Genomic DNA, 23993 nt, shown 5'->3' with positions numbered 1-23993 from the left:
TATTTGTCAATTTTTTTCAGAGTATGTGGTGCGCGATCGCGTTGCGCCTCAGTTTTGATTTGTAATTCAGCTTATCTATAAGGAAAATTAATCATGCAAGACCTGTGCGATCGCTCATCCAATTTAAATCAACAACTAGATCGCTCTCTCGACAGCCTTAGAAGTGGAGACTTCTACACAGCAGCAACTTCTCCTATTCAGACTTTCTCCAAAAAAGAGATCGTCTTCATTGACGGGACTGTTGAAAATTACCAGTGTCTTACAGCAGGAGTCAAACCAGGAACTGAAATCGTTATCCTCAACCCTAAGCGGGATGGAGTAACGCAGATTGCAGAGGTGCTGAAGGATTGCACCAACATCAAAGCAATTCATATTGTCTCCCACGGGAAAGAAGGCTGCTTGCAACTAGGGTCAACCCAGCTCAATGCAGATACTCTAGAAACCTACACCCGCTTTTTGCAGCAGTGGAAATCTGCACTCATACCTGACGCCGATATTCTTCTATATGGCTGCAATGTGGCAGCCGGTGCGTCTGGTGTTGCCTTTGTAGAAAAGTTAAGCCAGCTGACAGGGGCAAATATTGCAGCTTCCAAAAATCTTACTGGCAATGCAACGTTAGGCGGTGACTGGCATCTCGGAGTCAAAACTGGGTCAGTTAAAACACCCTTAGTATTCCATTCCTCAGTCATGCAGGAATATACCTCAGTTTTAGAAATTTTCAAGTTGATTGGGGAATCAACTTTTGAGTCAAATTACAACTATTCAGGAACCACAGTCGGGGGGGTATCAGGCATTACTTACAATGCTGCTACCAATACTTACTACGCTATCTCCGATGCCAAAAATGATGGTGACGGCGCGGTTCGCTTCTACACCCTCAACATCGATCTAACGTCAGGTTCATTAGGAGTTGATTTCATAGGCGTTACAACCTTGAAAAACTCAAATGGTACCCCTTTTGTTACGAACATTTCTGATACAGAAGGCATCGCCCTTACTAGCGGTGGGAATGCCTTCATTTCTTCAGAAGGAATATTTTCTACAAACACACAGCCCTTTATCAATCAGTTCAACTTAACAACAGGAAATCAAAATTCCTCGCTACCTATTCCTAGCCCTAAATTTGAGGTATCAACAGACACAACTCAAGGTGTTCGCGATAATAAAGCTTTTGAAAGCTTAACGATTACGCCTGACCAGCAAGTTTTATTTACAGGGACGGAAGTTGCTTTAGAACAAGATGGTTCTGCGCCAACAAACAGTACTGGCAGCCCTTCTCGCATCGTGAGATACAACTTGTCCACAGGTTCAGTAGATGGAGAATTTCTCTACAACACTGACGCTGGAAATGGTATTTCTGAACTATTGGCACTGGATCAAAATACCTTACTCGCTATAGACCGTGATGTCTCTTTGGGATTTGGCAAGCTGTATCAAGTGTCTCTGCAAGGAGCGACCAATATTCAAAACAATAACGGTTTGATTGCTTCCGGTCTTGGGGGGATCACAGCCGTTCAAAAAACTCTGGTCGCTGATTTGTCAACCTTCCCACTCGGTACCAATTTTGAAGGCATGACGCTTGGTCCCATTTTGCCTAATGGGAAACGCTCTTTAGTGCTTGTCAGCGACAACAATTTTGGTGCCGGTTTTGGCATTCCCACCCGGTTCGCCTCTTTTGAAATTAATAGCGCCCCCGTACTAGATAACAGCGGGTCGCCCATCCTGACAACGATTAACGAAGATCCCACCAGCAACCCAGGCACCTTAATTTCCTCGCTTATTGCCACTTCTGTCACAGATTTAGATACTGGGGATGCTAAAGGAATCGCCGTAACGAGTGTAGATAAGACCAACGGCACTTGGGAGTTCTCAATCAACGGGGGCAGTTCTTGGGCACCCTTCACGCCATCAGAAAGCGCAGCACAATTGCTAGCAGCAAACGCTGACACCCGAATCCGTTTTGTCCCCAGCCTTAACTACAATGGCACCGTCACCGCAGGCATTACCTTCCGCGCCTGGGATCAAACGACCGGAACTAACGGCGGTACTGCGGATATCACCTCTAGCGGTACTGGTGGCTTATCATCCTTTAGCACCGCGATTGAGACAGCCGACATCATTATTAATCCCGTCAACGACGCTCCCACCTTTACCCCAGGAACGAATCAAGTTGTCACCGCAGGCACAGGGACGCAAAGCGTCACCGGATGGGCAACCGAGTTCAATCCGGGACCGGCTAACGAATCCAGTCAAACCGTTCTCGGCTACCAGATTGTCAGCAATAGCACCCCCAGTCTATTCAAAGTTGCACCCACCATTAGTGCTACGGGTCAATTGACCTACACACCCTCTGCTAGCCTTGGCAGTAGTGCCACTGCAACGATTGGTGTCACTGTTCAGGACAATGGCGGCACTGCTAACGACGGTGCAGACACTTCAGTAATTAAGTTTTTCGATATCACCGTCAATCCCAACATCGCACCGTTAAACGTAGTCATTAACGAAGTTGCCTGGATGGGAACTCAAGCTAATTTCACTGACGAATGGATTGAACTTTACAATCCCACTGGTAATGCTATTGATTTGAGTAGCTGGACATTGACGGATGGGGGTGACATTAATAAAACCCTTAGTGGAGTGATTCCGCCTGGTGGATATTTTCTATTAGAGCGCACGGCTGATACAACCGTTAACGACATTGCGGCTGATTTAACCTATGCAGGCGGACTAGGCAATGCTGGAGAGATACTGACACTCAAAACACCAGATGGCGTTGTGATTGACACTGCCAATGGGAATGGCGGCTCATGGCCTGCTGGAGCGAACGTCACAGGTACTCCCACCGTCCGCCTGACAATGGAACGGACGAATCCTTTAGCCGCCGATAGTGATAGCAATTGGCACAGAAATGATGGCGTGACTCGCAACGGCATCGATGCCAATGGGAATCCTATCTATGGAACCCCCAAAGCTGCTAATTCGCTTCCTGTGCCTCCTGGTGTCACAGTGACTCCAATTACAAATTTGACGACTACAGAGGCTGGAGGAACTGCGACTTTTACCGTCAAACTCAACACAATTCCTACCGCCGATGTCACCATCAATTTAACCAGTTCGGATACAACGGAGGGGACTCTCTCCACTTCATCCCTAATTTTTACTCCTAATAACTGGAATATCCCTCAAACTGTCACCATTACTGGCGTAGATGACACGATTGTTGATGGCAATATCGCTTATTCCATCATCACTGCGGCAACAGTTAGCAATGACATTATATACAACAACATCAACCCAGCGGATGTGGCTGTAGTTAATAATGACAACGACACGCCAATTGTTATTAATATCACCGCCATAGATGCTGATGCAGCAGAAGCGGGCGCAAATACTGGAACTTACCAGATTACTCGGACTGGCAACACCACGGGCAATTTAACTGTAAAATTTGCCGTCAGTAACAACAGTGCCAGCAGCGGTGACTACACCCTAAAAGATAGTAACGGCAATGCGATCGCTATCTCGAATGGAATTGCCACCGTTACCCTATTAGATGGACAACCGTCTTTCGATGTCACTCTTACCGCAGTTGACGACATCCAAGCGGAGGCAGCTGAAACACTAAAGTTAGATTTAGTCGCTGACGCGGCGTATGCGATCGCATCTTCTCAAAATACCGCAACCGCCACCATCCAGCAAAATGACACGGTAGTCATTAACACCAACAATAGCGGCGAAGGTTCATTACGACAAGCAATTATCAACGCCAACGCCTTTAGTGGAACCGATACCATCGGGTTTCAAATTGGCAGCGGCTTACAAACAATTACACCCCTGTCAGCTTTCCCTATTATCACCGACTCGGTAATTATTGACGGCACTACTCAGCCTGGATTCTCTGGTACTCCCATTATTCAATTAAGTGGAAGTGGGACGGGTACTGGACTGACAATCTCTGCGGGTAACAGTACAGTCCGCGGCTTAATTTTTAATGGTTTTCAGAATGGGATTGAGTTAAGCGGTGGTAGCAATAATGTTATTGCAGGCAACTTTATTGGGACTAATGCGGCGGGTAATGCAGCTGCAGGTAACTCCGGCTGGGGAGTGTTTATCAACGGTTCCTCTAACAATATCATCGGAGGAACGACGGCAGGAACGCGCAACATTATTTCCGGTAATAGTTTTGGTGTCATCGTCGCTGGTAGCGGGAATCAAATCCAAGGTAACTACATCGGGACTGATGTTACTGGCAATATTGACTTGGGTAATAGTGCTAACGGTATCAGCATCCAAGGAACCAACAACATCATTGGCGGGACAACAACAGGCGCACGTAACGTCATCTCCGGCAATAATCAGCATGGTGTCAGCATTAGTCAAGTCGGTTCTACCGGAAACCAGGTATTAGGGAACTACATTGGCACCAATGCTGCTGGTAGTGCCGACTTAGGTAACACTCAGAATGGTATAGAAATTCAATACGCACCCAATAACATTATCGGCGGGACAATCGCAGGCGCACGTAATGTTATTTCTGGTAATAACAGTAACGGTATCTGGATTACAGGCAACACTGCTACGGGAACTCAGGTATTAGGTAACTACATCGGCACTAATGCTTCCGGAACGGCGGCGATTGGAAATTCATTAAGAGGTATCACTGTATCTGCCCCTAACAACACCATTGGAGGTACAGCGGCGGCTGCGGGTAATGTTATTTCCGGCAACGTTGAGGGTATTGCTATCCAAGGTACTGAGGCAACAGGAAATCAGATACAAGGCAACTACATTGGAACCCAAGCAGATGGCACTAGTGCTTTAGGGAACACTTCGCACGGTGTGGTAGTAAGAAGCGATGCTAAAAACAACACGATTGGCGGAACCACGGCTGGCGCAGGCAATACCATTGCCTTTAATAATGGCGATGGAGTGTTTGTTGATACCAACTTCGGCACTGTTATTAACAATGGCATCCTATCCAACGCCATCTTCTCTAACTCTGGTTTAGGAATCGATTTAGGGACTAATGGAGTAACCGCTAATGATGTTGGAGATGGTGACGCGGGGGCGAACAATCTTCAGAATTACCCCCTACTTACTGCTGCAACTGCCAATGGTGCCAACACAACAGTTACAGGAACATTCAACAGCAACCCCAACACTACATTCAGGCTAGAATTTTTCTCTAACACAGCCTTAGATGCGTCTGGCAATGGTGAAGGTAAAACATTCCTTGGCTTTACCAATGTAACGACTGATGCCAGTGGCAATGGCAGCTTTACGGCTAATTTGGCGACGACGGTGGCGTTGGGTAACTTTATTACCGCAACAGCAACCAATTCCAACAACACCTCCGAGTTTTCCACCGGGATACCCGTTACTACACTCGTCAGTATTAATGCCATAGATGCTACCGCTGCTGAATCTGGCACAGATACAGGCATTTACCAGATTACTCGAACTGGTACAACGGGCGATTTGACAGTGAATTTTGCTATTGATAGTAGCAGCACTGCTAGCGGAAATGACTATACGCTGAGTAGCGGCGGTTTATCGGTGGTGATTCCGGATGGGCAGAGTTTTGTCAATGTTACGCTTACTGCTGTTGATGATACTTTGCCAGAGTTAGCGGAAACGCTGCGGCTAAACTTGGTGACGGGTGCAGGTTACACCATTGATGCTGCTAAGAGTAATGCTACGGTAGCGATCGCATCCAACGACACGATTCAATACGCGATTACCACTGCTTCCCCAACTTTGACTGAAGGTGACACTGGTAAGCAAACCGTTACCTTTACTGTCACACGCAGCGGCGGAATAGGCGTAGCGAGTAGCGTTGATTATGCAATTGGCGGGGCTGCTACTTCTGCAACTGACTATAACAATATTCTGGTTAGCGGTGGAGGAACTACTCTTTCTGGCACTATTAATTTTGCCTCTGGTGAGGCGACAAAGACGATTGCATTGGATGTCTTGGGTGACACAACATTTGAGCTTGATGAAAATATTTCTGTCACGTTAAGTAATCCTAACCTGACGGATGCCCCAGCAAGTTCTAAAATTACTACAGCCATAGCACAGGTAACGGTTGTCAACGATGACAATCAACCTACTATCAGCATCAACGATGTCAGCGTAACTGAAGGAAATAGCGGTCCAACTAACGCTAGCTTTACGATTGGCCTTTCTAATGCAAGTAGCGAAACAGTCACAGTAAATTACGCCACATCTGACGGCACAGCTACTACATTTGATGGCGATTATACTAGCGTTACATCAACACCCATCACCTTCAACCCTGGAGAAATAACCAAAACTATCACGGTTGCTGTCAATGGTGATAATAAATTTGAGACGAATGAAACCTTCAACGTGAATCTCACGGGTGCAACCAACGCCACCATTGCCAAAGGCACCGGAGTTGCCACAATTACTAACGATGACAATCAACCTACTATCAGCATCAACGATGTCAGCGTAACCGAAGGAAATAGCGGCACAACTAACGCTAGCTTTACAATTAGTCTTTCTAATGAAAGTAGTGAAACTGTCACAGTAAATTACACCACATCTGACGGCTCAGCTACTACAGTAGATGGCGATTACAATAGTATCGCTTCTGTTACTCCCATTACCTTCGCACCAGGGGAAACTAGCAAGATTATCAATGTTGCAGTTAGCGGCGATACTAAATTTGAAGCCAACGAGACTTTCAACGTTAATCTGAGTGCTGCAACCAACGCCACCATTGTCAAAGGCACCGGAGTTGCCACTATCAATAATGATGATCTGCAACCAAAGATTAGCATCAGCGATACCACCCTAAACGAAGGCAACAACGGCACAAGTAACGCTAGCTTTACGATTGGCCTTTCTAATGCAAGTAGCGAAACAGTCACAGTAAATTACGCCACATCTGACAGCACGGCTACTACAGTAGATGGCGATTACAATGGTATCGCTTCTGTTACTCCCATTACCTTCGCACCAGGGGAAACTAGCCAGATTATTACTGTTGCAGTTAACGGTGATACCAAATTTGAAGACAACGAGACTTTCAACGTTAATCTGAGTGCTGCAACCAACGCCACCATTGTCAAAGGCACCGGAGTTGCCACTATCAATAATGATGATATCGCCATCCCCAACATCAGTATCAGCGATGTCACCGTCACCGAAGGCAATAGCGGCACTAAATTAGCTAACTTTACTGTTACTCTTTCCAATGCTAGCGCTCAAGAGATCGCAGTCAATTATGCCACTGCTAACGGTGGCGCGATCGCACTCAGCGACTATACCAACAAAGCAGGTACTTTAAATTTTGCCCCCGGTGTCACCAGCCAAATCATTACCGTTCCTATCATTGGTGACAATCTGGATGAGGCGAACGAAACCTTTTTGGTTAACCTCTCCAACCCCGTCAACGCCAAAATTGCCGATAATCAAGCCGTCGGCACCATCCTAGATAATGATACGGCTGGCTTCACGATTTCACCCATCACCAATAACACCACTGAAGCGGCAGGGACTGCCACCTTTACCGTCAAACTCAATAGTCAACCTACGGCTAACGTCATCCTTGGTTTAACGAGTTCCGATACGACGGAAGGCAGCGTTTCCACTCCATCACTGACCTTTACTCAAAACAATTGGAATATTGCTCAAACCGTTACGGTGAAAGGAATTGACGATGTACTTGTAGATAGCAATATTGCTTACAACATCGTTACTTCTGCTGCGATTAGCACCGACGCCAAATATAACGGATTCAACCCTCAAGATGTCACTATTGCCAACATTGACAATGACACTGCACCCCTGAATGTCATTAACGGCACTTGGCTTTCTGAAACCTTAGTAGGAACCTCTTTAGACGACCGGATCAATGGCTTTGGCGGTCATGACACGATTGTAGGGGGACTAGGAAAAGACCACATTTACGGCAATGACGGTAACGATACCCTAATCGGCGACCTCAACAATAACGTATTAACTGGGGGTTCGATGGGGATGGATGACCTGATCTACGGTGGGACAGGTAGCGATCGCATCAATGGTTGTGGCGGTAATGATACCCTGTACGGCGAGGCAGGCAGCGACCAAATCTGGGGAGATGGGGGCGATGACCGACTCTACGGAGGCTTGGGGAACGATATCCTCACCGGAGGTGCGGGGCGCGATATCTTCGCCGTTTCTATAGGGGGAGGTACTGACATCATCCGCGACTTCCAGATTGGTCAAGACTACATTGGCTTAGCCGGAGGTTTAAAACTGAATCAGTTGTCGATTATTCAGCAAGGTAGCAATACCAGTATTATTGACAATTCCAATAGCCAGACTCTGGCAATATTGGCTGGGGTGAATGCTTCTACTTTTATAAGTAGTGCCGCTTCTACTTTTGTAAGTATCTAGTACGGCAAAGCAGCTTTAATTAATATTTAAAGCTGCTGATTTGGCAACTGTTGACAATGAGTTGTTGTGGATACGAGCCTGAAGCTAAGACAGAATTTAGTGGGGAGAAAAATGCTTCTAAGAACATCAACACCGTACTTCTACACAATTTTACTACTGTTAGGAACGCTAACCTCAACTGCCGTCGCCCAAACAACTAAGTCAAAACCCAATGCATCAAGCTCGACAACAGACTTTACAGGCGTTAAAATCCTCCAGTTACCTGATGGCATTCCTGAATTAAATAATAATACTCTAGAGGTATCCCTTGTTGATACCCTTGATGTAGCAGAACACCCACAAGAGGTGCCAAAACCCGAAACCTTAAACTTCGAGAACCAGAATTCTTTAGCCAAGCCGTCTTTTTACACGCTGAAAGAAGGGCGTTTTCTGGCTCAAACATCTAACGTGGAAACTGCACTCGCCACACCAGAATCTAGCCTCAAAACCATACCTTCTCCAGAGACATTGGAGGTCGAAGCCTCTCAACCTTTAGCAGAAGTAAAAACACCTCCCCGCACTTTGTACGAAGCAGGGTTACTCCAAGAAACAATAACTCCGGAAAACGTACCTTCTATAACAGAGATTAGCGCCGAAACCAAACAGACACCACAATCAGATCGAGTCCGTTTTCAGCAGTTTTTGCCTCGAATTGGCGCTGAATTTATCACTGGCCCCGGCGTAGGTTACGAAAGTTCTTTTGGTAGCCTTGAAGGCTTTGTTCCTTTATGGCAAAATTCCAGCAACCTCACTTTCTTAGAAGGTAGGTTGCTGTTGTCAACAGAAGACTCTCATACAAGCACCAATATTGTTTTAGGACATCGCTTTTATAGTGCCAAAGATAACCGAATCTTGGGTGGCTATGTGGGCTTCGATACCCGTGACACGGGTAATAGCAACTTTAATCAACTTGGTGCTGGATTTGAAAGTTTAGGAGAAAACTGGGATGTTCGCGCGAATGCTTACATTCCGGTTGGAGATACCCGCCAACTGACCCAAGAAAGGGTTTTTTCTACAGGTTTATCGTTTTCAGACCCTTTCTTTCAAGGTAATTTTTTGGGTCAAACTAGAAATCAACAACTTCGGCGCGATCGCAATTTTGAAGCGGCGATGGCAGGATTTGATGTTGAAGCTGGCGTGAAAATTACCCAAATCGGTCAAACGGGCGACCTTCGAGGCTATGCCGGACTTTATTATTATGATGCCCCAGGCAGTGCAGAGATTTTGGGCTGGCGCACTCGGTTGGAAGCGCGTCCCACTGACACTTTCAGGCTGGGACTCTTGCTCTCAAATGATGGCACTTTTGGCACGAATTTGGTGCTGAGTGTGGGGGCGAATTTTCCCGGCACTCGTCCCAGAGGGATAAGAAAAGAAGATCGGGTTCTAGCGCGTCTAGGGGAATCTGTGACCCGAAACGCGAATATCGTAGTCGATGAACAATCCGAATCTGAATCTTTCAGCGTCCAAGATACGGTGTTTGTTACGAATCCCGCGACGGGACAACCGTGGAGATTTCGGCACGTCAATTTAGGAATTGGAACCGGAAACGGTACGTTTGAGAATCCAACTGCAACAGTTGTGGAAGCGTTGGCTGTGGCTCAACCCAATGATATTGTCTACGTGCAACCAGGGACAAATCCTGGAGTTCCTGCTTTCAAGATTCCCGACCAAGTGCAAGTGCTTTCAACTGGCCCTGTGCAGCGTATAGATACCGTGGAACTCGGCAATCTACAATTACCCTTGTCTAATGCAGGGGTACTGGCAGACGTGACAGGAACGGTCATGATGGGAAATACCACAACGCTGTCGGGTTTCGCTATTAGCACAACTACTGGCCCTGGTATCGCTGGAAGCAACATCAGCAATGCGATTATTCGAGACAACGCGATCTCGAATTCTGCCAGTGAGGGGATCTTACTTGAGAACGTGACTGGGCAGATACTAATTCAAGACAACGCGATCGCAAATTCTGCTTTGGAAGGCTTCTCTCTCAACAACAATCAGGGACAAGTTAACCTAATTCTTGCCAAAAACACGATTATCAACAATGGCGCTTTAGCTAACGAGGGGGATGGCGTCAATATTGAACTTCGCAATAGTGCGACTGGAACCTTTAATATTTCTGAGAATACGATTGCTGACAATAACAGCTTAGCTACTATTGCTGACGGAGTCGAGGTAAAACTGTTTGACAGTGCCTCCGGAAGCTTCAATCTTACTAATAACCAAATAACCGGAAATCAATTTAGCGGAATTAATATTGAACTTGAAGCCAATAGTTCTGGAACATTTGATATTACTGATAGTACAATCTCAGAAAATCAATTTGATGGGATTTCTCTTAAGCTAAACGATAGCGCAACCGGAACGTTTAATATTGCTAATACTCAAATTTCTAAAAACGGGTTTTATGGAATTGGCATACTTCTCTCCAATAACACCTCTGGAACCTTCAACATTACCAATAGCACTATTTCGGAAAATCAAGACAATGGGGTGAATATCGCACTTTCCGATGCGGCGGTAGGAACAGTCGATATTTCTAACAATCAACAAATTTCTAAAAATGGATTCTATGGAATTTTCACCAGCATCAATGGAAATGCCCAACTTCAATTCCTTAGTGAATCAAATCAAATTATAGATAATACTTTTACCGGGCTTTCCCTCAACAGCTACGATACCGCTAAAATCTTTGCCGGAGTCCGGCTTAACACCTTAACAGGCGGTGCAATCGGGGATCTCGAAGCAATAACCAGCGGTTCTGGCGATACGATTTGTCTCCAACCCCGCAATAATACAATTGGCAACTTTTTCTTAAATGACAGTTTTGGAGGAGCGATCCAGATAGAAACGGAAACGCTATCTACAAATAATATCTCTGCCAGCGATCTCAGCAATTGGTCTGAAACCACTGTACCGGCTGGAACTTGTGGTTTCCCTTAGTCGGTAAACGATACCAATTCACTTTTGTCGGATTATATATCAGAATCCCCAGATTCCCCTTTCTAAGGTGAGATTCGAGAATTGAAGTGCCTTTAGCGTAGAAACGCGATAACCCTTGTCTCTACAGGAGTTCGCGAATTATTTAAGCATAGCAATCCTCAAGGATTCGTGAAGGAGAGATCCCCCGCTTCTTTCTCAAAGCCGGGATCTCAACCGCTGTATTCGTCATCTGTATTTGTCAGCCGATGATTTGCAGGAGGATTCTGTATATATAAATACAAAATTAATTTACATAAGATAATGCCTCGGATAGGTATATCGAGGAGCCATAACTACATCCAGGGAAGAGGAATTTGTGCATCTGGCTTTCTAAGATGATCCCAGACGAAGATAATAGGAGTACTTTATGACCGAACAACCAGATCAACAAGTTAATAACTTACCTTCAGAAGTACAAGAACTGCCTGAAGCTGCTCAGCAGATTTTCCAAGCTGCATTTAAGAGTGCCCACGAGGACGGGATGGACGAAGAAGCTGCCCGCAAGGTTGCATGGAATACCATCAAAAGCGAATACCAGCAAGGTGAAAATGGCAACTGGGAGCGGACTCCTGAAATGATCAACGAAGACAATTCAAATCCCGTAACCCGCGCTGCGGTTCAGTCTGGCGGTAATTAAACCCCTTTAAGTAGCAATAGTTTAGATTGATTGACAATAGAAGGCGGTCTGTGAATTTCACAGGCCGCCTTTTGCCTATAGCTCTACGCTTAGCTTAATTTGCGGTAAAATGAACCGTTTCAAGCGCAGCGAACGATGTAAAGATAAACACCATTAGACGGAACCTCACTCCCAGTCCCTCTCCGTGAACGGAGAGGAGAGAATATTTAATTCTTCTCCCATTGGGTTCGCAGGGTAGGGTTAAACCGGAGTGCATTCAATAAAGAATTTCCTTAGTGGCGCTTGAAGGCAAATTGTTCGTGTTGCTACCCGCTAAAGCGGTTGCTCCCAAAAGATAAATTTGAATAAATTATGATAACTTATGGTTGTAGTTAGCTCACCCGTGTTAACTGCCTCAACTCAATGTTTGATCAATTAACCAGGTTCAAAAAAATAAAAGGAGGTAGAACATAATGAAAAAAACATTCAATAGTCTATTGTTAACAGGTCTTGTGTTGTTTTCAATGGTGCTAGTCAGTGGTTGTGGTGGAGATGAAAAATCTACTACTTCTCAGGGTTCTCCTTCCCAAAAATCTCCTACATCCCAGACTGCAACTACCTCTAAACCGAGTTCTTCTCAACTGAAATTTGAAAAATCTTTTTTGGTCAGGAAAACTGCCGATCAAAAAGTTGTGCCGGTTAATGATGGAGTTTATAAAAGAGGGGAAGATGTTCAGCTAGTCTTGCTGAATGTTGGCAAATTTAAGAAAGGTCAGGATGGGAAAAACTGGCTAGATATGGATATGGAAGTTAAAAATGCTAAGGGTGAAGTCATTTTGGTAAAAAAGAGCCTAATTGGAGAAAAAGGACATACAGCTTTAAAAGATGATGTGGCAGCCTCTCCCAATGGCACTGTTAATACAACTCCTAAAATTCAACCAGGAACTTACCAAATTACGCTGACGATTTATGACAAGGTGGGTGGTGGTAGGGTAACAGAAACTAAAGCTTTTACTTTGAAATAAGGGCGCGCAAACAAAAAATCATCTACCGTATCGTTTCCGGTTGATGACTTGTAATTCCCTTTGATATTGCACCCCTCCCCCAGCCCCTCCCCGCAAGCAGGGAGAGGAGCCGGAGCCGCAGAAAATGGCAGGGAGGGGTGGGGGGAACGGTGGAAAATCAGACGGATTTTATCTCTGATTAAAGTTTGCTGTTATACAAACAAATTTATCTAAAGGATAACGCTGGCTATTTTTGAAATAGCTGATTTTCCTAATTTGAGATTAAACCCAAAAATTCAAGCTTCGATGTTTTATCCCTGTTTAATAAACGCGCCCTCATTTTCAGATGAATAGCGGATATTCGCTTCTTTGAAACGCCGCAAAGCTTCTGCTAAGCGATCGCATTCAGCAATCAAACTCACCCGCACATATCCCTCACCAGCAGATCCAAAAGCATTTCCAGGAGTTACTACCACGCCTGTCTGCTGCAAGACAGACAGGGCAAAATCTGTTGAAGTCATGCCCTCCGGACAAGGAACCCACAGGTACATGGTGGCTTTTGGTTTGGGAACCGTCCAACCCAACTCAGCAAATCCCTCAATCAGAAAATCGCGGCGACGGCGATAGCGATCGCAGACTTGATTTACATAAACATCTGGAAGTTGCAAGGCGGTTTCGGCGGCAGATTGCAAGGCGGCAAAGATGCCATAATCCAGATTCGTTTTGAGTGTCCGCAACCCTTGAATGATGTGTTGGTTGCCCACGACAAAGCCAACACGCCAGCCTGCCATGTTGTAAGTTTTAGACAGGGTATGAAACTCGACGCCGATTTCCTTCGCCCCTGGAATTTCTAACAAGCTGGTTGGTTGATAACCATCAAAAGCTAGTTCTGCGTAGCACAAATCATGCACCAGTAAGATTTCGTGCTTCTTGGCAAAGGCAACGATATCTTTGAAGAACTCGCGGGGTGCGGTTGCGCCAGTGGGATTGCTGGGATAGTTGAAATAGAGAATCTTGGCTTGTTGGGCGACATCATCGGGAATGTCACCGAGATCGATCAACCAGTCATTTTCGGGTTTTAGAATCAGCGGGTGAATTTTACCCCCAGCGATCGCTGGCCCGCGAAAATGGGGTGGATAAGAGGGACTGGGTACCAGAATCACATCGCCTGGGTTGATGTATGCAAAGGCGAGGTGAGTCAGCCCTTCCTTAGAACCGAGTAGCGGCAAGGCTTCGCTATCTGGATCGAGGTCAACATTATAGCGACGCCCGTACCAGTTAGTGATGGCACGGCGGAAGCTGAGAGTCCCTTCAAAGGGGGGGTAGCCGTGATTTGTCGGATTTTGCAACGCAGCGATCGCTGCGTCTATGACTGGCTGAGGCGCTGGGCCATCTGGATTCCCCATCCCCAAGTCAATTAAATCCAGCCCTTGTTCGCGTGCCCTGGCTTTGAGTTCATCCAGACGGGCAAATACATAAGGGGGCAGTGATTGCAGGCGTTCCGCTGGGCTAATCCAATCTAACGTCATTGGTTAAGGCAGGAAAGTTGGCAAGGAAAGCAGGTTGACAGGCAGGATTGCAGGTTGGAGATTGGCAGGTTGATTAAAACTTTCAACTTTTGAGATTCTTCAACCTTCAATCGTTTAAACCTGCAATTTTTGAAATTCAAACATCATGATTATTCCCCCCTGAGGTCATCCCTAAATTTGGACGCCCGACTTCAACGGGTGCGGTTGTAGACACCATTGCCGCCATCAGCTGTTCGGGCACCACCCGGAAGGGTAGCCGATGGATATCAGAGTTAGGGGCACAGGCAATTTCAGCGGCTTGCCGAAATTCTCCGAGTGTAATATTTCCTAAACCCAAATCATCCAAAGTTTGAGGCAGTCCAATTTCGGCGTAAAACTTCAATAACTGTTGCCTTGCAGTTGCTGCAAGTTGGTTGCTTTGCAGCATTTCTTCTAACCGCAACTGGACGAGAATGCCATAGGCGACTTTCTCACCATGTATAGCACTGTGGGCAGCGGGGATATGGGTCAACCCATTGTGGACGGCGTGGGCAGCGACGGTACGGCACTGGGCACCACCTAAACCACCAATGACACCGGCAAGCAAAACTGAGGCATCTACGACCTCTCGCCAAACTTCACTGCCCGGTTCTTTCAGCGCTGCTGCGGCTTTTTGGAAGAGAATATCCCGCAGGACTCGCGCTTGTTGCACGGCGGCAATCATTAAAGTTTGGTCGGAGTGACCGCTGCTGACAGAAGCTTCGTACCACTTCGCCAAGGCGTCGCCAATCCCGGCAATTAAGGTGCGTTGCGGTGCAGTCTGAATTAACTCGTAATCCAGCACTAGCAAATCCGGGCACCGATCGAGACTGACATCATAGAGAAATGCCCCTTCGTCGGAATAGACGTTAGAAAGGGCTGTCCAAGCAGCGCAGGTCGCCCCTGAGGTGGGAATTGTGACGACTGGCAACTGGCATTGATGAGCCAGTAGTTTTGCGGTGTCTAATGCTTTGCCACCGCCAATGCCGATAATTACGTCAGCTTGATGGTCGGTGACAGCTTTCCGCAGAGATTCAAGCGATCGCGTACTGCAATCTGGGCTGTACGATGCCTGGGCAATGTCTGTCTTTTGCTGTTTGAGGGCAAGCTGCAATCGGGGTAACGTAGCGGACAGTGTGCGATCGCCCCCTACAACCAAGGGACGCCGCCCAAAAGTCGCGATCGCTTCTCCTGCTTGTTCCAGCGCCTTCTGACCGCGCAGCACCCGACCGGGAGCCACCATCAGTGAAAATAATGAAGGAGCGGTTTGAGTAGACAACTCTGGCAAGGATTGATTGGGCATAGAATCAACCATTTTAGTCTAAAGAAGGTAATTGCTCAATACTGCTTATGAAAGAATTTATAACAAATTTCTCTAATAATTTTGCTGTAGTAATTGGGGGAGGCAGCAGCCTATTTAACACTCGTTTCTAGGAACTCGTTTCTAGGCTCCGCCTCGCTTCGACTCTGAAAATCCCAATGTAGAGAAAGATCCGTAATTACGCGGTAGACTTTGGCAATTGTGCCAGGTTTTCTGGGAAGACTTGGATATCAATCTGCTCATCATCGCGAATAGCGAGCGATCGCTTCACCTCACCCAAGTAAAGCGGTTTAGAAACGCCAGGGGAAGGATGAATAACGGTACGTACCCGAATGGTCAGTAAATTGTCTTTTGCCCGACCTAAACGACCATAAGAGTACAAGTCGCTGGCAGCTTGACGCATCGTTGCATCTAATTGGGCGTTGGAAATCATCGGCGGTACAGAAACCACTGTTTCCGCCCCGCCGGTGTCATAAACCAACTTATAGTGCACCGAACCTGGAACTGCTGTATGGGTTAGCGGTACCAAACTCAAAGAAAATAAACCGGCTGTTAGCACACCCATAAACCCAGTGCTACCCACCAATCGAAACCGGATGCCCCATTTGAAAATAAACCCCAACACGGTTACAACCGCACTGGCAATGGTAAGAACCGCTGACCATTTGGCTAGTTCTAGAAAAAAAGTAGTTGTTAACATGGCAACTTAAGCGTCTTCCTTTTCATTACTGACGAACCCGTTTGGCTGATTGCCATTGGGTGATTCCAAGGCAGCTTTTAAAGTATGCCAGGTGAGGTTAGCACATTTGATCCGAACTGGAAATTGAGAAACGCCTTGCATCACGTTCAGCTTGCGTTGCTCTTTGGGGAACTCGGCCTCCCCTTTCATCATGTTTTGAAAGCGTTCCACCATTTCCAGGGCTACATCTACTTTCTTTCCCCGCAACGCATCCGCCATCAAGTCAGCAGAAGCCATTGCGATCGCGCAGCCTTCTCCTTCAAATTTCACATCTTCTATGGCGTCGCCTGCTGCATTCATCTGCAATGTCAGCTCAATGGTATCGCCACAAGAAGGATTGTGTCCCCTCTGAGACCGATGCACGGGATTGGTTTTACCCTTGTGCCGTGGCTTCTTGTAGTGTTCTAAAATGACCTGTTGATAAAGGTCGCGTAGATTGCCCAAAGTCATGGCGAGATTGATTAAGACGATATTCATCCATCTCGATCCTATCAGTGTCGCTCGATTTCCGGAGGGCTGAAGGCTGAGCATTGACTTCCCAACGCTGAATTTAGATGAAATTTATAGCTGCCTAGTTCAGGCTAAAGCGCCTTTATATCCTGCAATCGTTCGGTTGTTGGCACTCTTGATGAAGGAGTCGTCAAGCCAGTTTGGCAAGGGCAGCTTCATAACTTTCCTCAATCTCAAACATTTCCTCAAGCTGCGCTACTTCAAAAAGTGTTTTGACGGAAGATTGCAAGTTACAAATTACAACATGGCACTGCTGTTTGCGGGCAGCTTTGAGTCCTGCCACCAAAGAAAATAGCCCCGAACTATCCACCCCCTTGATATAGGTCATATCTAGCACGCATAGAGCCGGGGCATCCAGTACGACGTTGTTCACAATCCATTGCTGTAAGAAAGCGCCATTACAGCGATTTAAAACCCCTTGCGGCTGAATCACAATCCGGTGGCTGGCTTTTATGTTTCTTTGGGCTTGAGCAAATTCACGGTAAGACTTTTGGCGCTTAATTACTGAGAAACAAATAAATTCAGGAAACAGTACGGTCGAACGCCAAAACTTGATAAGTCTAGAAGCACCCATAGTTGTGGCTGAGGTAGACTAATTGGTTCTTTACAAAGATTAGTCCTCAGCTCAGTAATTTTCCGTATGAAGTTGATGAAGACAGCACAAGTTACGTGAAGGGAATGCAAAGTTTCGCGTTGTCCTCGCGATCGCTCAGTAGGTAATATTATGAGGACTTAGGCAGAAATCCCCCTTGCATCCGGCTTTTTAAGCCTCCCCGCACCTTTCTCCGACACGGAGAGAGTCTTTGAATATTGTTCTCCGTTCCCACCTCTTTGGGAAAGCAAGCGACGTAGGGAAGGGGCTGTTCTTGCTAGGACTGGGAGTGCTTTGAGCAAATTAAGTCACTTGTGCTTGCACCGTTGCTTTTTAAGAGGGGCTGATTACTATTACTGTGCTTCCCCAATCAGGGTGAAAGCCGCCCAGTTGACTGGATCTGGATATTGTTTCATTGTCACTAACATTGCGCTTCGCAACGCCTGGGCTTTATTCGGATTTTTTTGTACAGTTTGATAAAACTCTGTCATGAGAAGGGTCGTCGGTTCGTCAGGAACCGCCCACAGGGAAACGATCGCGCTGGGGACTCCTGATGAAATGAGCGATCGCGACAAACCGATAACACCATCGCCGGTGATTTTGCCGCGTCCCGTGTGACAAGCACTCAACACCACAAGTTCAGCATTTAGCTTCAAGTCAAAGATTTCTCCAGCAGTGAGGAATCCATTATCGTTCTTGGATGGAGCCAGAGCGATCGCGCCGGGAATGCCTAATTCTTGAATATCATCCAGTAAGCCGTGCGTCGCTAGATGAATTACCCGCGCTTGGGGCATCTGTTGCACAATCTCAACTTTGGTTGCTTTGTCACCAATAAGCGCTTGAGTGTTTAAGAGTTTAGCAATCGTCAGCGCTTCCCGTTCGGCACCCGGTAACGGTGCGAGTTTCTGAGGCGTTTGTCCATCCTTAGTGGTGGGCATGCTGGGCATCGTCGGATTGCCCACTACTAGGACGTTTTTGCTATCTGGAGATGTTTTATACAACCTTTCTAGACGTTTCTGTTGTTGGTGAGTGAGGTCTAGCATCTCAATGGCTGGAGCGGTTAGAATTGTGTGCTGCTCGATTAAGTATTTGCCATTGGGAGCTTTTAGAGCCGGGAAAGGCAGCAAAAACAGCCCACCTTGCGGAATAAATATTACGGGAGAATTTGCATCTTTGGGCAGGAAATCAGCAATTGGCTGAATCAGCACTTGATGCAGTTGGGATCTAGCCGCTTCTCCTTTGCTAAGATTAGGTCCATTTAAAATCCGGCTGTTCGCGAGCAAATCTTCAAAAGAATTATTTTGTTGCCGTAACGGTTTTAAGTCAACTCGGCGAAACGCCACTTTCCCTGTAGGCTGCACTACCCAAATAAAGAGTTCCGACGCCTTTCCTCTGAGTTTACCTTGAACTTTAAATTCTTCTTCTGGAACAATTGAATATTCAACTAATGTGGCATTTTGTTCTTTGGCAATTCTTTTAATCTGTGCGATTGTCGGAGGGTTTAATTTAGTTTGAGATCGAGCCGAAGCTTCAGGGGACAATCGCTGTTGCAGTAACTCTACAAAAGCACGGGCGCGTCCCCTTTCGGAAATTTCCAAAGCCGAATCTTCTTTATTCTGGGCAATCAGGATTTGTTGCAATAGGTTGTAAGTTAGGACTTGCGTATCAAAAACTGAGACATTATAGAGATCGTTTAATCCTGGTCGCAGAGATTCCAAAACCTCAACAGCATCGCGGAGGTTTTTCTCGGCTTCTGGGAGTTTGCGAGAAGTAAATAGAGTATGTCCCAGATTATTGAGAGCTGCTGCCTCTCCTCGTTTGTCACCCAGCAATCGCGCAATTTTTAAGCTCTTCTGGTGATGTTCAATCGCTTTGGGATAATCGCCTAAATCCTCATAAGCAATTCCTAAATTTCCGAGTGCCTTGTGCTGTAACTCGCGATTGCTAATTTCTTTTGCGATCGCTAAACTCTGCTGATAATAATCGAGCGCTTTGGTAAATTCGCCTTGAACATGATAAGCAGATCCGAGGTTGGATAGGGTGCTTCCTTGTCCTTCCTTATCGCTAATTTGTTGCGCGATCGCTAAACTCTGTTCGTAAGACTGAACGGCTTCCTGAGACTTGCCCAAATTAGCGTTAATTGCTCCCAAATTTCCTAATGCTCTCCCTTCTGCTGAGGGATCTTTAATTTCTCGCGCAATCGTTAAACTTTGTTGATAAGACTGAATTGCTTTGTCATATTCACCCAAAGCTTCGTAAGTATTGCCTAAATTGACTGAAACCTGACCCTCTCCCTGACGGTCTTTGGCTTCCTGCATAATGGTCAAAGCTTTCTGATGGGATACGATCGCGCTTGCATAGTTGCCTACGGCTTTGTAAGCAATTCCCAGATTTGAAAGTGCTTGTGCTTTAGCTGTAGGATTGCCATTTCCCGCTTCCATCGTCAAGAATGGCTCTAAGAGCGCGATCGCATCCTTATAGTTTTCCTGAACCAGAGAAGCCGCACCCAGAACACCTCTGGCAGCAACTTCCCCCGGAACGTCTTTGAGTTCCTGGTAGATTTTTAATGCCTGTTGCCAAGACTGGACAGCAGGTGCAACCCGATTCGGCTGATACTGTTCAAAGCCTTGCTGTAATAGTCGATCTGCTGCCACTTTACGGCTATCTTGCGCTGATGCGACTGATGCGGTGGGTTTTTCTTGCAAGCAACGCGGATCTCGTAGTTGCAGATTTCGCCGTCGCGGATCTTGCAGTTGTGCAGCGCACACAGCAGATGCTTCAGCCGTTGACAATTTCAGCGTTCCATCGCTATTGTGCGTCACCCGGTTCGCGTGAGGTGCATCTGAGCTGCTTTTAAGGCTGTTATCGAAGACAAGAATGCGATCGCTCAAATCTGATAAGCGCGAGTTAGAAGCGTCATTTCTCAGCGCAATTAGTTGTATATCTGGTGTGAGGTCGTCAGATCCAGCAGTAGCGGTATCGTTATCTGTATTTGTATCGGTACCAGAGACAGTATTCGTGTTAGTGACGATGTTGGTGCCAGTATTTGTGTTAGGGCTGATATTGGTACCATTACCAGCGTTCGCCGTGTTAGTGACGATATTGGTGCCAGTATTCGTATTAGTGCCAATCCCAGTATTCGTGTTAGTACCAGTGCCACTATTGGTATTGGTGTTAGTCCCGGTATTTGTATTGGGATTAGGGTTTTGGGCGATTGGGGGAAAAGAGATATTTTGAGTAGACCCATAAAACAGATTGTTATTGCCAGCTCCAACGGTGATAGCTGCTACAGTACCGCTAACATTATTGGGAAACTTATCTGAACCAAAAACAAGCGGTGTATAAACTTCATTCTTGATCAAACTAAATGGGAATTGGGCATCAAAATCATCAAAACTATCATCGCTGGAGCTTGGTTTAAAGGGTTCGCTATTAATAGCGATCGCTGGTCCCAAATTAAAACCTCCATTTCCCCCTTTGATCAGAATGCTGCCTTTGCTACTAGGCGTTGAACTTCCAAAACTATATATATCAAACTGTTTTGATACAAGGGTTGTAGTTGCACCTCCATACCGGATACTGATCGGGGCATTAATTTCCCCATTAGTTTTGTTGTCACTCGGTCTAGCATGCAAACTAGATGGGATATCTTGTGTAAATACTGTTATTTCTTTTTCTGGGTCAAAATCAACGTTTTTACCTTGAAGAAAACTCAGTAATTTTGGATCATTTTTGGGTTTAACCTCTGCTTCCAAAAAAGGTTCAGGAAGAGTATAACTCTTAGCTTGGAAAAGACCAGCGGCTGTAATGTCAATTCCCCCACCGCCCGCATCAATGCTATTGACCACAATATTGCCTGCTGTAGAAGACAAAACTACAGCACTGTCAGCGGAGCCACTAAGCCCACCCGTGAAGATATGTCCTGATGTAATGTTTCCAATAGCAGATAAACCTACAGAATCACCATCAGTATTAATGTCTTCTGTGAAGATGCTTGTTCGTGAATCAAGTAAAACTGCACCGACATTATCCGAAAAATTTGAATTCTTATTGTTAATAGAACCGTTAACTTTGATCTCTCCGCTGGATGAAGTGTTAGAAGAATAGCGATTTGTTAAAAGAATAACTCCATCTGGCTCAGTTATATTAATGTCTCCAGTGATTACAATACTCGCATCCGTTGTTGTTCCAGCGAAAACAGGTTGCGAATTAGGGCTTATAGATGGATCGAATGCAGAAGGTGGAATAACGCTATTTGTTGGTGCGCCACCTAACAACTCCCAATTGATTCCAGCTCGGATATCTAACGTAGGTTTAGCGCTGCCATCAATTGTTATCGTCGTCCCATTGGATAAGGTGACATCCGCTAAACTGGCAAGGAAAGAATCGGGGTTATTAGGATTAATCGTATCTGTTGTTGAGTCTGTACCAGTAATTGTGACGTTGCCCAGCGTCACGCTACCTCTAGCCAAAATATGGAGTGAAGCTCCCTCATAGTCTCCTAGCGTCACATCTCCAGATGCCAGAATAATTGGGTCGTTAGGACTCGATAGATTCCCCACACTTCCATCCAATTGCTCAATTTTGAAGCTGCCGCCAGTTGTGAAATGAGCATCACCAATGACTGGGTTAGGAGAGCGCAACAGTGTATTTTTACCAGAAACCACACCACTTGCCGAATGATTTAAGGCAAAGATATCAACACCTAGAGTGCCCTGAATCAGTAAATCTCCTCCTGCCTGAAGTAAAACAGAATTCGCCTGAGTGTCTCGGACTCGTACTGTATCCTGCGCCAGCAATTGCATATTTCCCGTTGTCTTTAGCTGGCTTTCGACTAAGGTTAGATTGTTGTTGGCAGATAGCTTTGCTGACTCGGCTGTCACTTTCTTGGCGACGGCATCCCCGTTTTCCACCGCAATGCTAGATCCGGTTAGTTCTACCTGTCCGTTGCTGTTAACTGTCATTCCAGTAGCATTGCTTACATTCCCGCCTGTCAGCAATTGAGGTAATGTGGGAATCGGTAATGTCCAGTTTTCAGGTTGAGTGTCTGCCGTTGCCAAAGGTTGAATATCCAAACCTAGCAGCAGCCCTTGCTGAGTGATGCGGACGACACTTTCACCAGGGATGGCAGCTACGGTAATGTTACCCCCTGGTGCGGAGAGTTGCCCGGTACTGACGACGGTTCCGCCCAACAAAGTTAAGAAGTTTTGTCCCGGCTGTAAGCTGAGGTTGCCAGCGTTGATAATGGCTCCTGGCTGACTGGTGGCAAAAGCAAAAGCGTTGGGGTTTCCCGTCAGTGCGGCGTAGTTGTTAGATCCTGCTGCATTAAACCAATTTGAGCCAATCCCAATTCCGGTTGCTGTTGTCGCGGTGAAGGAAGCAGACACGTTGAGGCTGGCTCCTGCGCCGAAGATAATGCCTGCGGGATTCATCAAGAAGAGGTTAGAATTCCCGCCTGTTACCTGAATCAGTCCATTAATAATGGAGGCATCTCCACCGACAACGCGACCCAAAATATTCTGAATCTCTGCTTGGGAGAGAAAGTTGGCAATCTGGTTTGAGTTTAGTCCAAATTTCTCAAAGCTGTGGAAAAGATTCGCTCCCGATTGCTGTCCGCCGCCGATGTCGAAGCGATCGCCGTCAAGGACAACATTGCTGCCAGTGCCGTCACTCGCTGGAACAATGGATTGCCCCTGCACTGCTTGGGTATTAATCGCTCCTACCCAAGGAAAAACTATCAGCAGCCGACGGATGCTTCTCACCGCAGTATTCATAGGATTCCCACCCAGGATTATCTAATTTTGCGAAACTTAAAATTTTTTTTTGCTGCAAGAATCACCCTTAACATTTAATTAATAATTCCCTTGATTTTGCTTGCAGATGTTTATTTTCCTTTTCTTTTCTCAGTAATTTGAACAGTATTATAAATATTAAATTTTAGAAATACTGATATCTTTTACGTATCTTTACGGAATCTTCATCAAATCTTTATATAAAAACTAGTCAATTACGAAAAATTACTAGTTCTAAATAGATGTAAGATGTTCCATCGGTAGATTTGCGGTTAGCGCTAACCGCAAATCTATTTTTGAGTTCATGAAAGTTAATTAATGGTTCGCAAATAGCTTGAAAAAATAGCGAACAGATGCAAATTTCTATCGCTAGGAGTGTCTCTGCCGCAGGACTTACCCTGACCTCTGGCAGAGGTAGAAAGAAAAAAAAGCTGGC

General features: G+C 46.0%; 10 protein-coding genes. 4 read left to right on the top strand and 6 right to left on the bottom strand.

The features are described 5' to 3' along the window. The first annotated feature begins 93 nt into the window (after positions 1-93). The 4 genes from H6H02_RS04275 to H6H02_RS04260 all read left to right on the top strand — a co-directional run bounded on the left by H6H02_RS04275 (position 94) and on the right by H6H02_RS04260 (position 13077). Positions 94-8412 (top strand): esterase-like activity of phytase family protein, encoded by an 8319-nt coding sequence (locus H6H02_RS04275; RefSeq protein WP_190814993.1) that lies wholly within the window; start codon positions 94-96, stop codon positions 8410-8412. Positions 8413-8523: 111 nt separating this feature from the next. After that, entirely contained in the window at positions 8524-11397 is a 2874-nt protein-coding gene (locus H6H02_RS04270) for a right-handed parallel beta-helix repeat-containing protein (RefSeq protein ID WP_190814990.1), read from the top strand. Positions 11398-11803: 406 nt separating this feature from the next. Beyond that, positions 11804-12073, top strand: coding sequence for a ChaB family protein (locus H6H02_RS04265; protein ID WP_190814988.1), 270 nt, complete (start codon positions 11804-11806; stop codon positions 12071-12073). Positions 12074-12525: 452 nt separating this feature from the next. Continuing rightward, a complete protein-coding gene (locus H6H02_RS04260; protein WP_190814985.1) occupies positions 12526-13077 on the top strand; it encodes a hypothetical protein in 552 nt (183 codons plus the stop codon). 290 nt (positions 13078-13367) lie between these two features. Here H6H02_RS04260 and H6H02_RS04255 read toward each other — a convergent pair whose 3' ends face one another. The 6 genes from H6H02_RS04255 to H6H02_RS26985 form a co-directional block, all read right to left on the bottom strand. After that, a complete protein-coding gene (locus H6H02_RS04255; protein ID WP_190814984.1) occupies positions 13368-14585 on the bottom strand; it encodes an aspartate aminotransferase in 1218 nt (405 codons plus the stop codon). Positions 14586-14721: 136 nt separating this feature from the next. After that, entirely contained in the window at positions 14722-15906 is a 1185-nt protein-coding gene (locus H6H02_RS04250; RefSeq protein ID WP_190814982.1) for an iron-containing alcohol dehydrogenase family protein, read from the bottom strand. A gap of 196 nt (positions 15907-16102) precedes the next feature. Then, positions 16103-16624 carry a Ycf51 family protein gene (locus H6H02_RS04245; protein WP_190814980.1) on the bottom strand — a complete coding sequence of 174 codons (522 nt, stop codon included), beginning with the start codon at positions 16622-16624 and terminating at the stop codon, positions 16103-16105. Between the two features lie 6 nt (positions 16625-16630). Then, positions 16631-17113, bottom strand: a complete 483-nt coding sequence (sufU, locus tag H6H02_RS04240; protein WP_190815438.1) for a Fe-S cluster assembly sulfur transfer protein SufU — start codon at positions 17111-17113, stop codon at positions 16631-16633. 190 nt (positions 17114-17303) lie between these two features. Beyond that, positions 17304-17747 carry an STAS domain-containing protein gene (locus H6H02_RS04235; RefSeq protein WP_190814978.1) on the bottom strand — a complete coding sequence of 148 codons (444 nt, stop codon included), beginning with the start codon at positions 17745-17747 and terminating at the stop codon, positions 17304-17306. 371 nt (positions 17748-18118) lie between these two features. After that, positions 18119-23539, bottom strand: coding sequence for a CHAT domain-containing protein (locus tag H6H02_RS26985; protein ID WP_242040558.1), 5421 nt, complete (start codon positions 23537-23539; stop codon positions 18119-18121). Positions 23540-23993: the final 454 nt, after the last annotated feature.

The organism is Coleofasciculus sp. FACHB-1120 (assembly GCF_014698845.1).
In the GTDB taxonomy this organism is placed as follows: Bacteria; Cyanobacteriota; Cyanobacteriia; order Cyanobacteriales; family FACHB-T130; genus FACHB-T130.
This window is presented reverse-complemented; position numbering and strand designations above follow the sequence as displayed.

Coding starts and splice junctions, on each gene's coding strand:
- H6H02_RS04245 (WP_190814980.1), bottom strand. CDS start 16,624: ATGTTAACAACTACTTTTTTTCTAGAACTAGCCAAATGGTCAGCGGTT.
- H6H02_RS04270 (WP_190814990.1), top strand. CDS start 8,524: ATGCTTCTAAGAACATCAACACCGTACTTCTACACAATTTTACTACTG.
- sufU (WP_190815438.1), bottom strand. CDS start 17,113: ATGACTTTGGGCAATCTACGCGACCTTTATCAACAGGTCATTTTAGAA.
- H6H02_RS04250 (WP_190814982.1), bottom strand. CDS start 15,906: ATGCCCAATCAATCCTTGCCAGAGTTGTCTACTCAAACCGCTCCTTCA.
- H6H02_RS04235 (WP_190814978.1), bottom strand. CDS start 17,747: ATGGGTGCTTCTAGACTTATCAAGTTTTGGCGTTCGACCGTACTGTTT.
- H6H02_RS04260 (WP_190814985.1), top strand. CDS start 12,526: ATGAAAAAAACATTCAATAGTCTATTGTTAACAGGTCTTGTGTTGTTT.
- H6H02_RS26985 (WP_242040558.1), bottom strand. CDS start 23,539: ATGAATACTGCGGTGAGAAGCATCCGTCGGCTGCTGATAGTTTTTCCT.
- H6H02_RS04255 (WP_190814984.1), bottom strand. CDS start 14,585: ATGACGTTAGATTGGATTAGCCCAGCGGAACGCCTGCAATCACTGCCC.
- H6H02_RS04265 (WP_190814988.1), top strand. CDS start 11,804: ATGACCGAACAACCAGATCAACAAGTTAATAACTTACCTTCAGAAGTA.
- H6H02_RS04275 (WP_190814993.1), top strand. CDS start 94: ATGCAAGACCTGTGCGATCGCTCATCCAATTTAAATCAACAACTAGAT.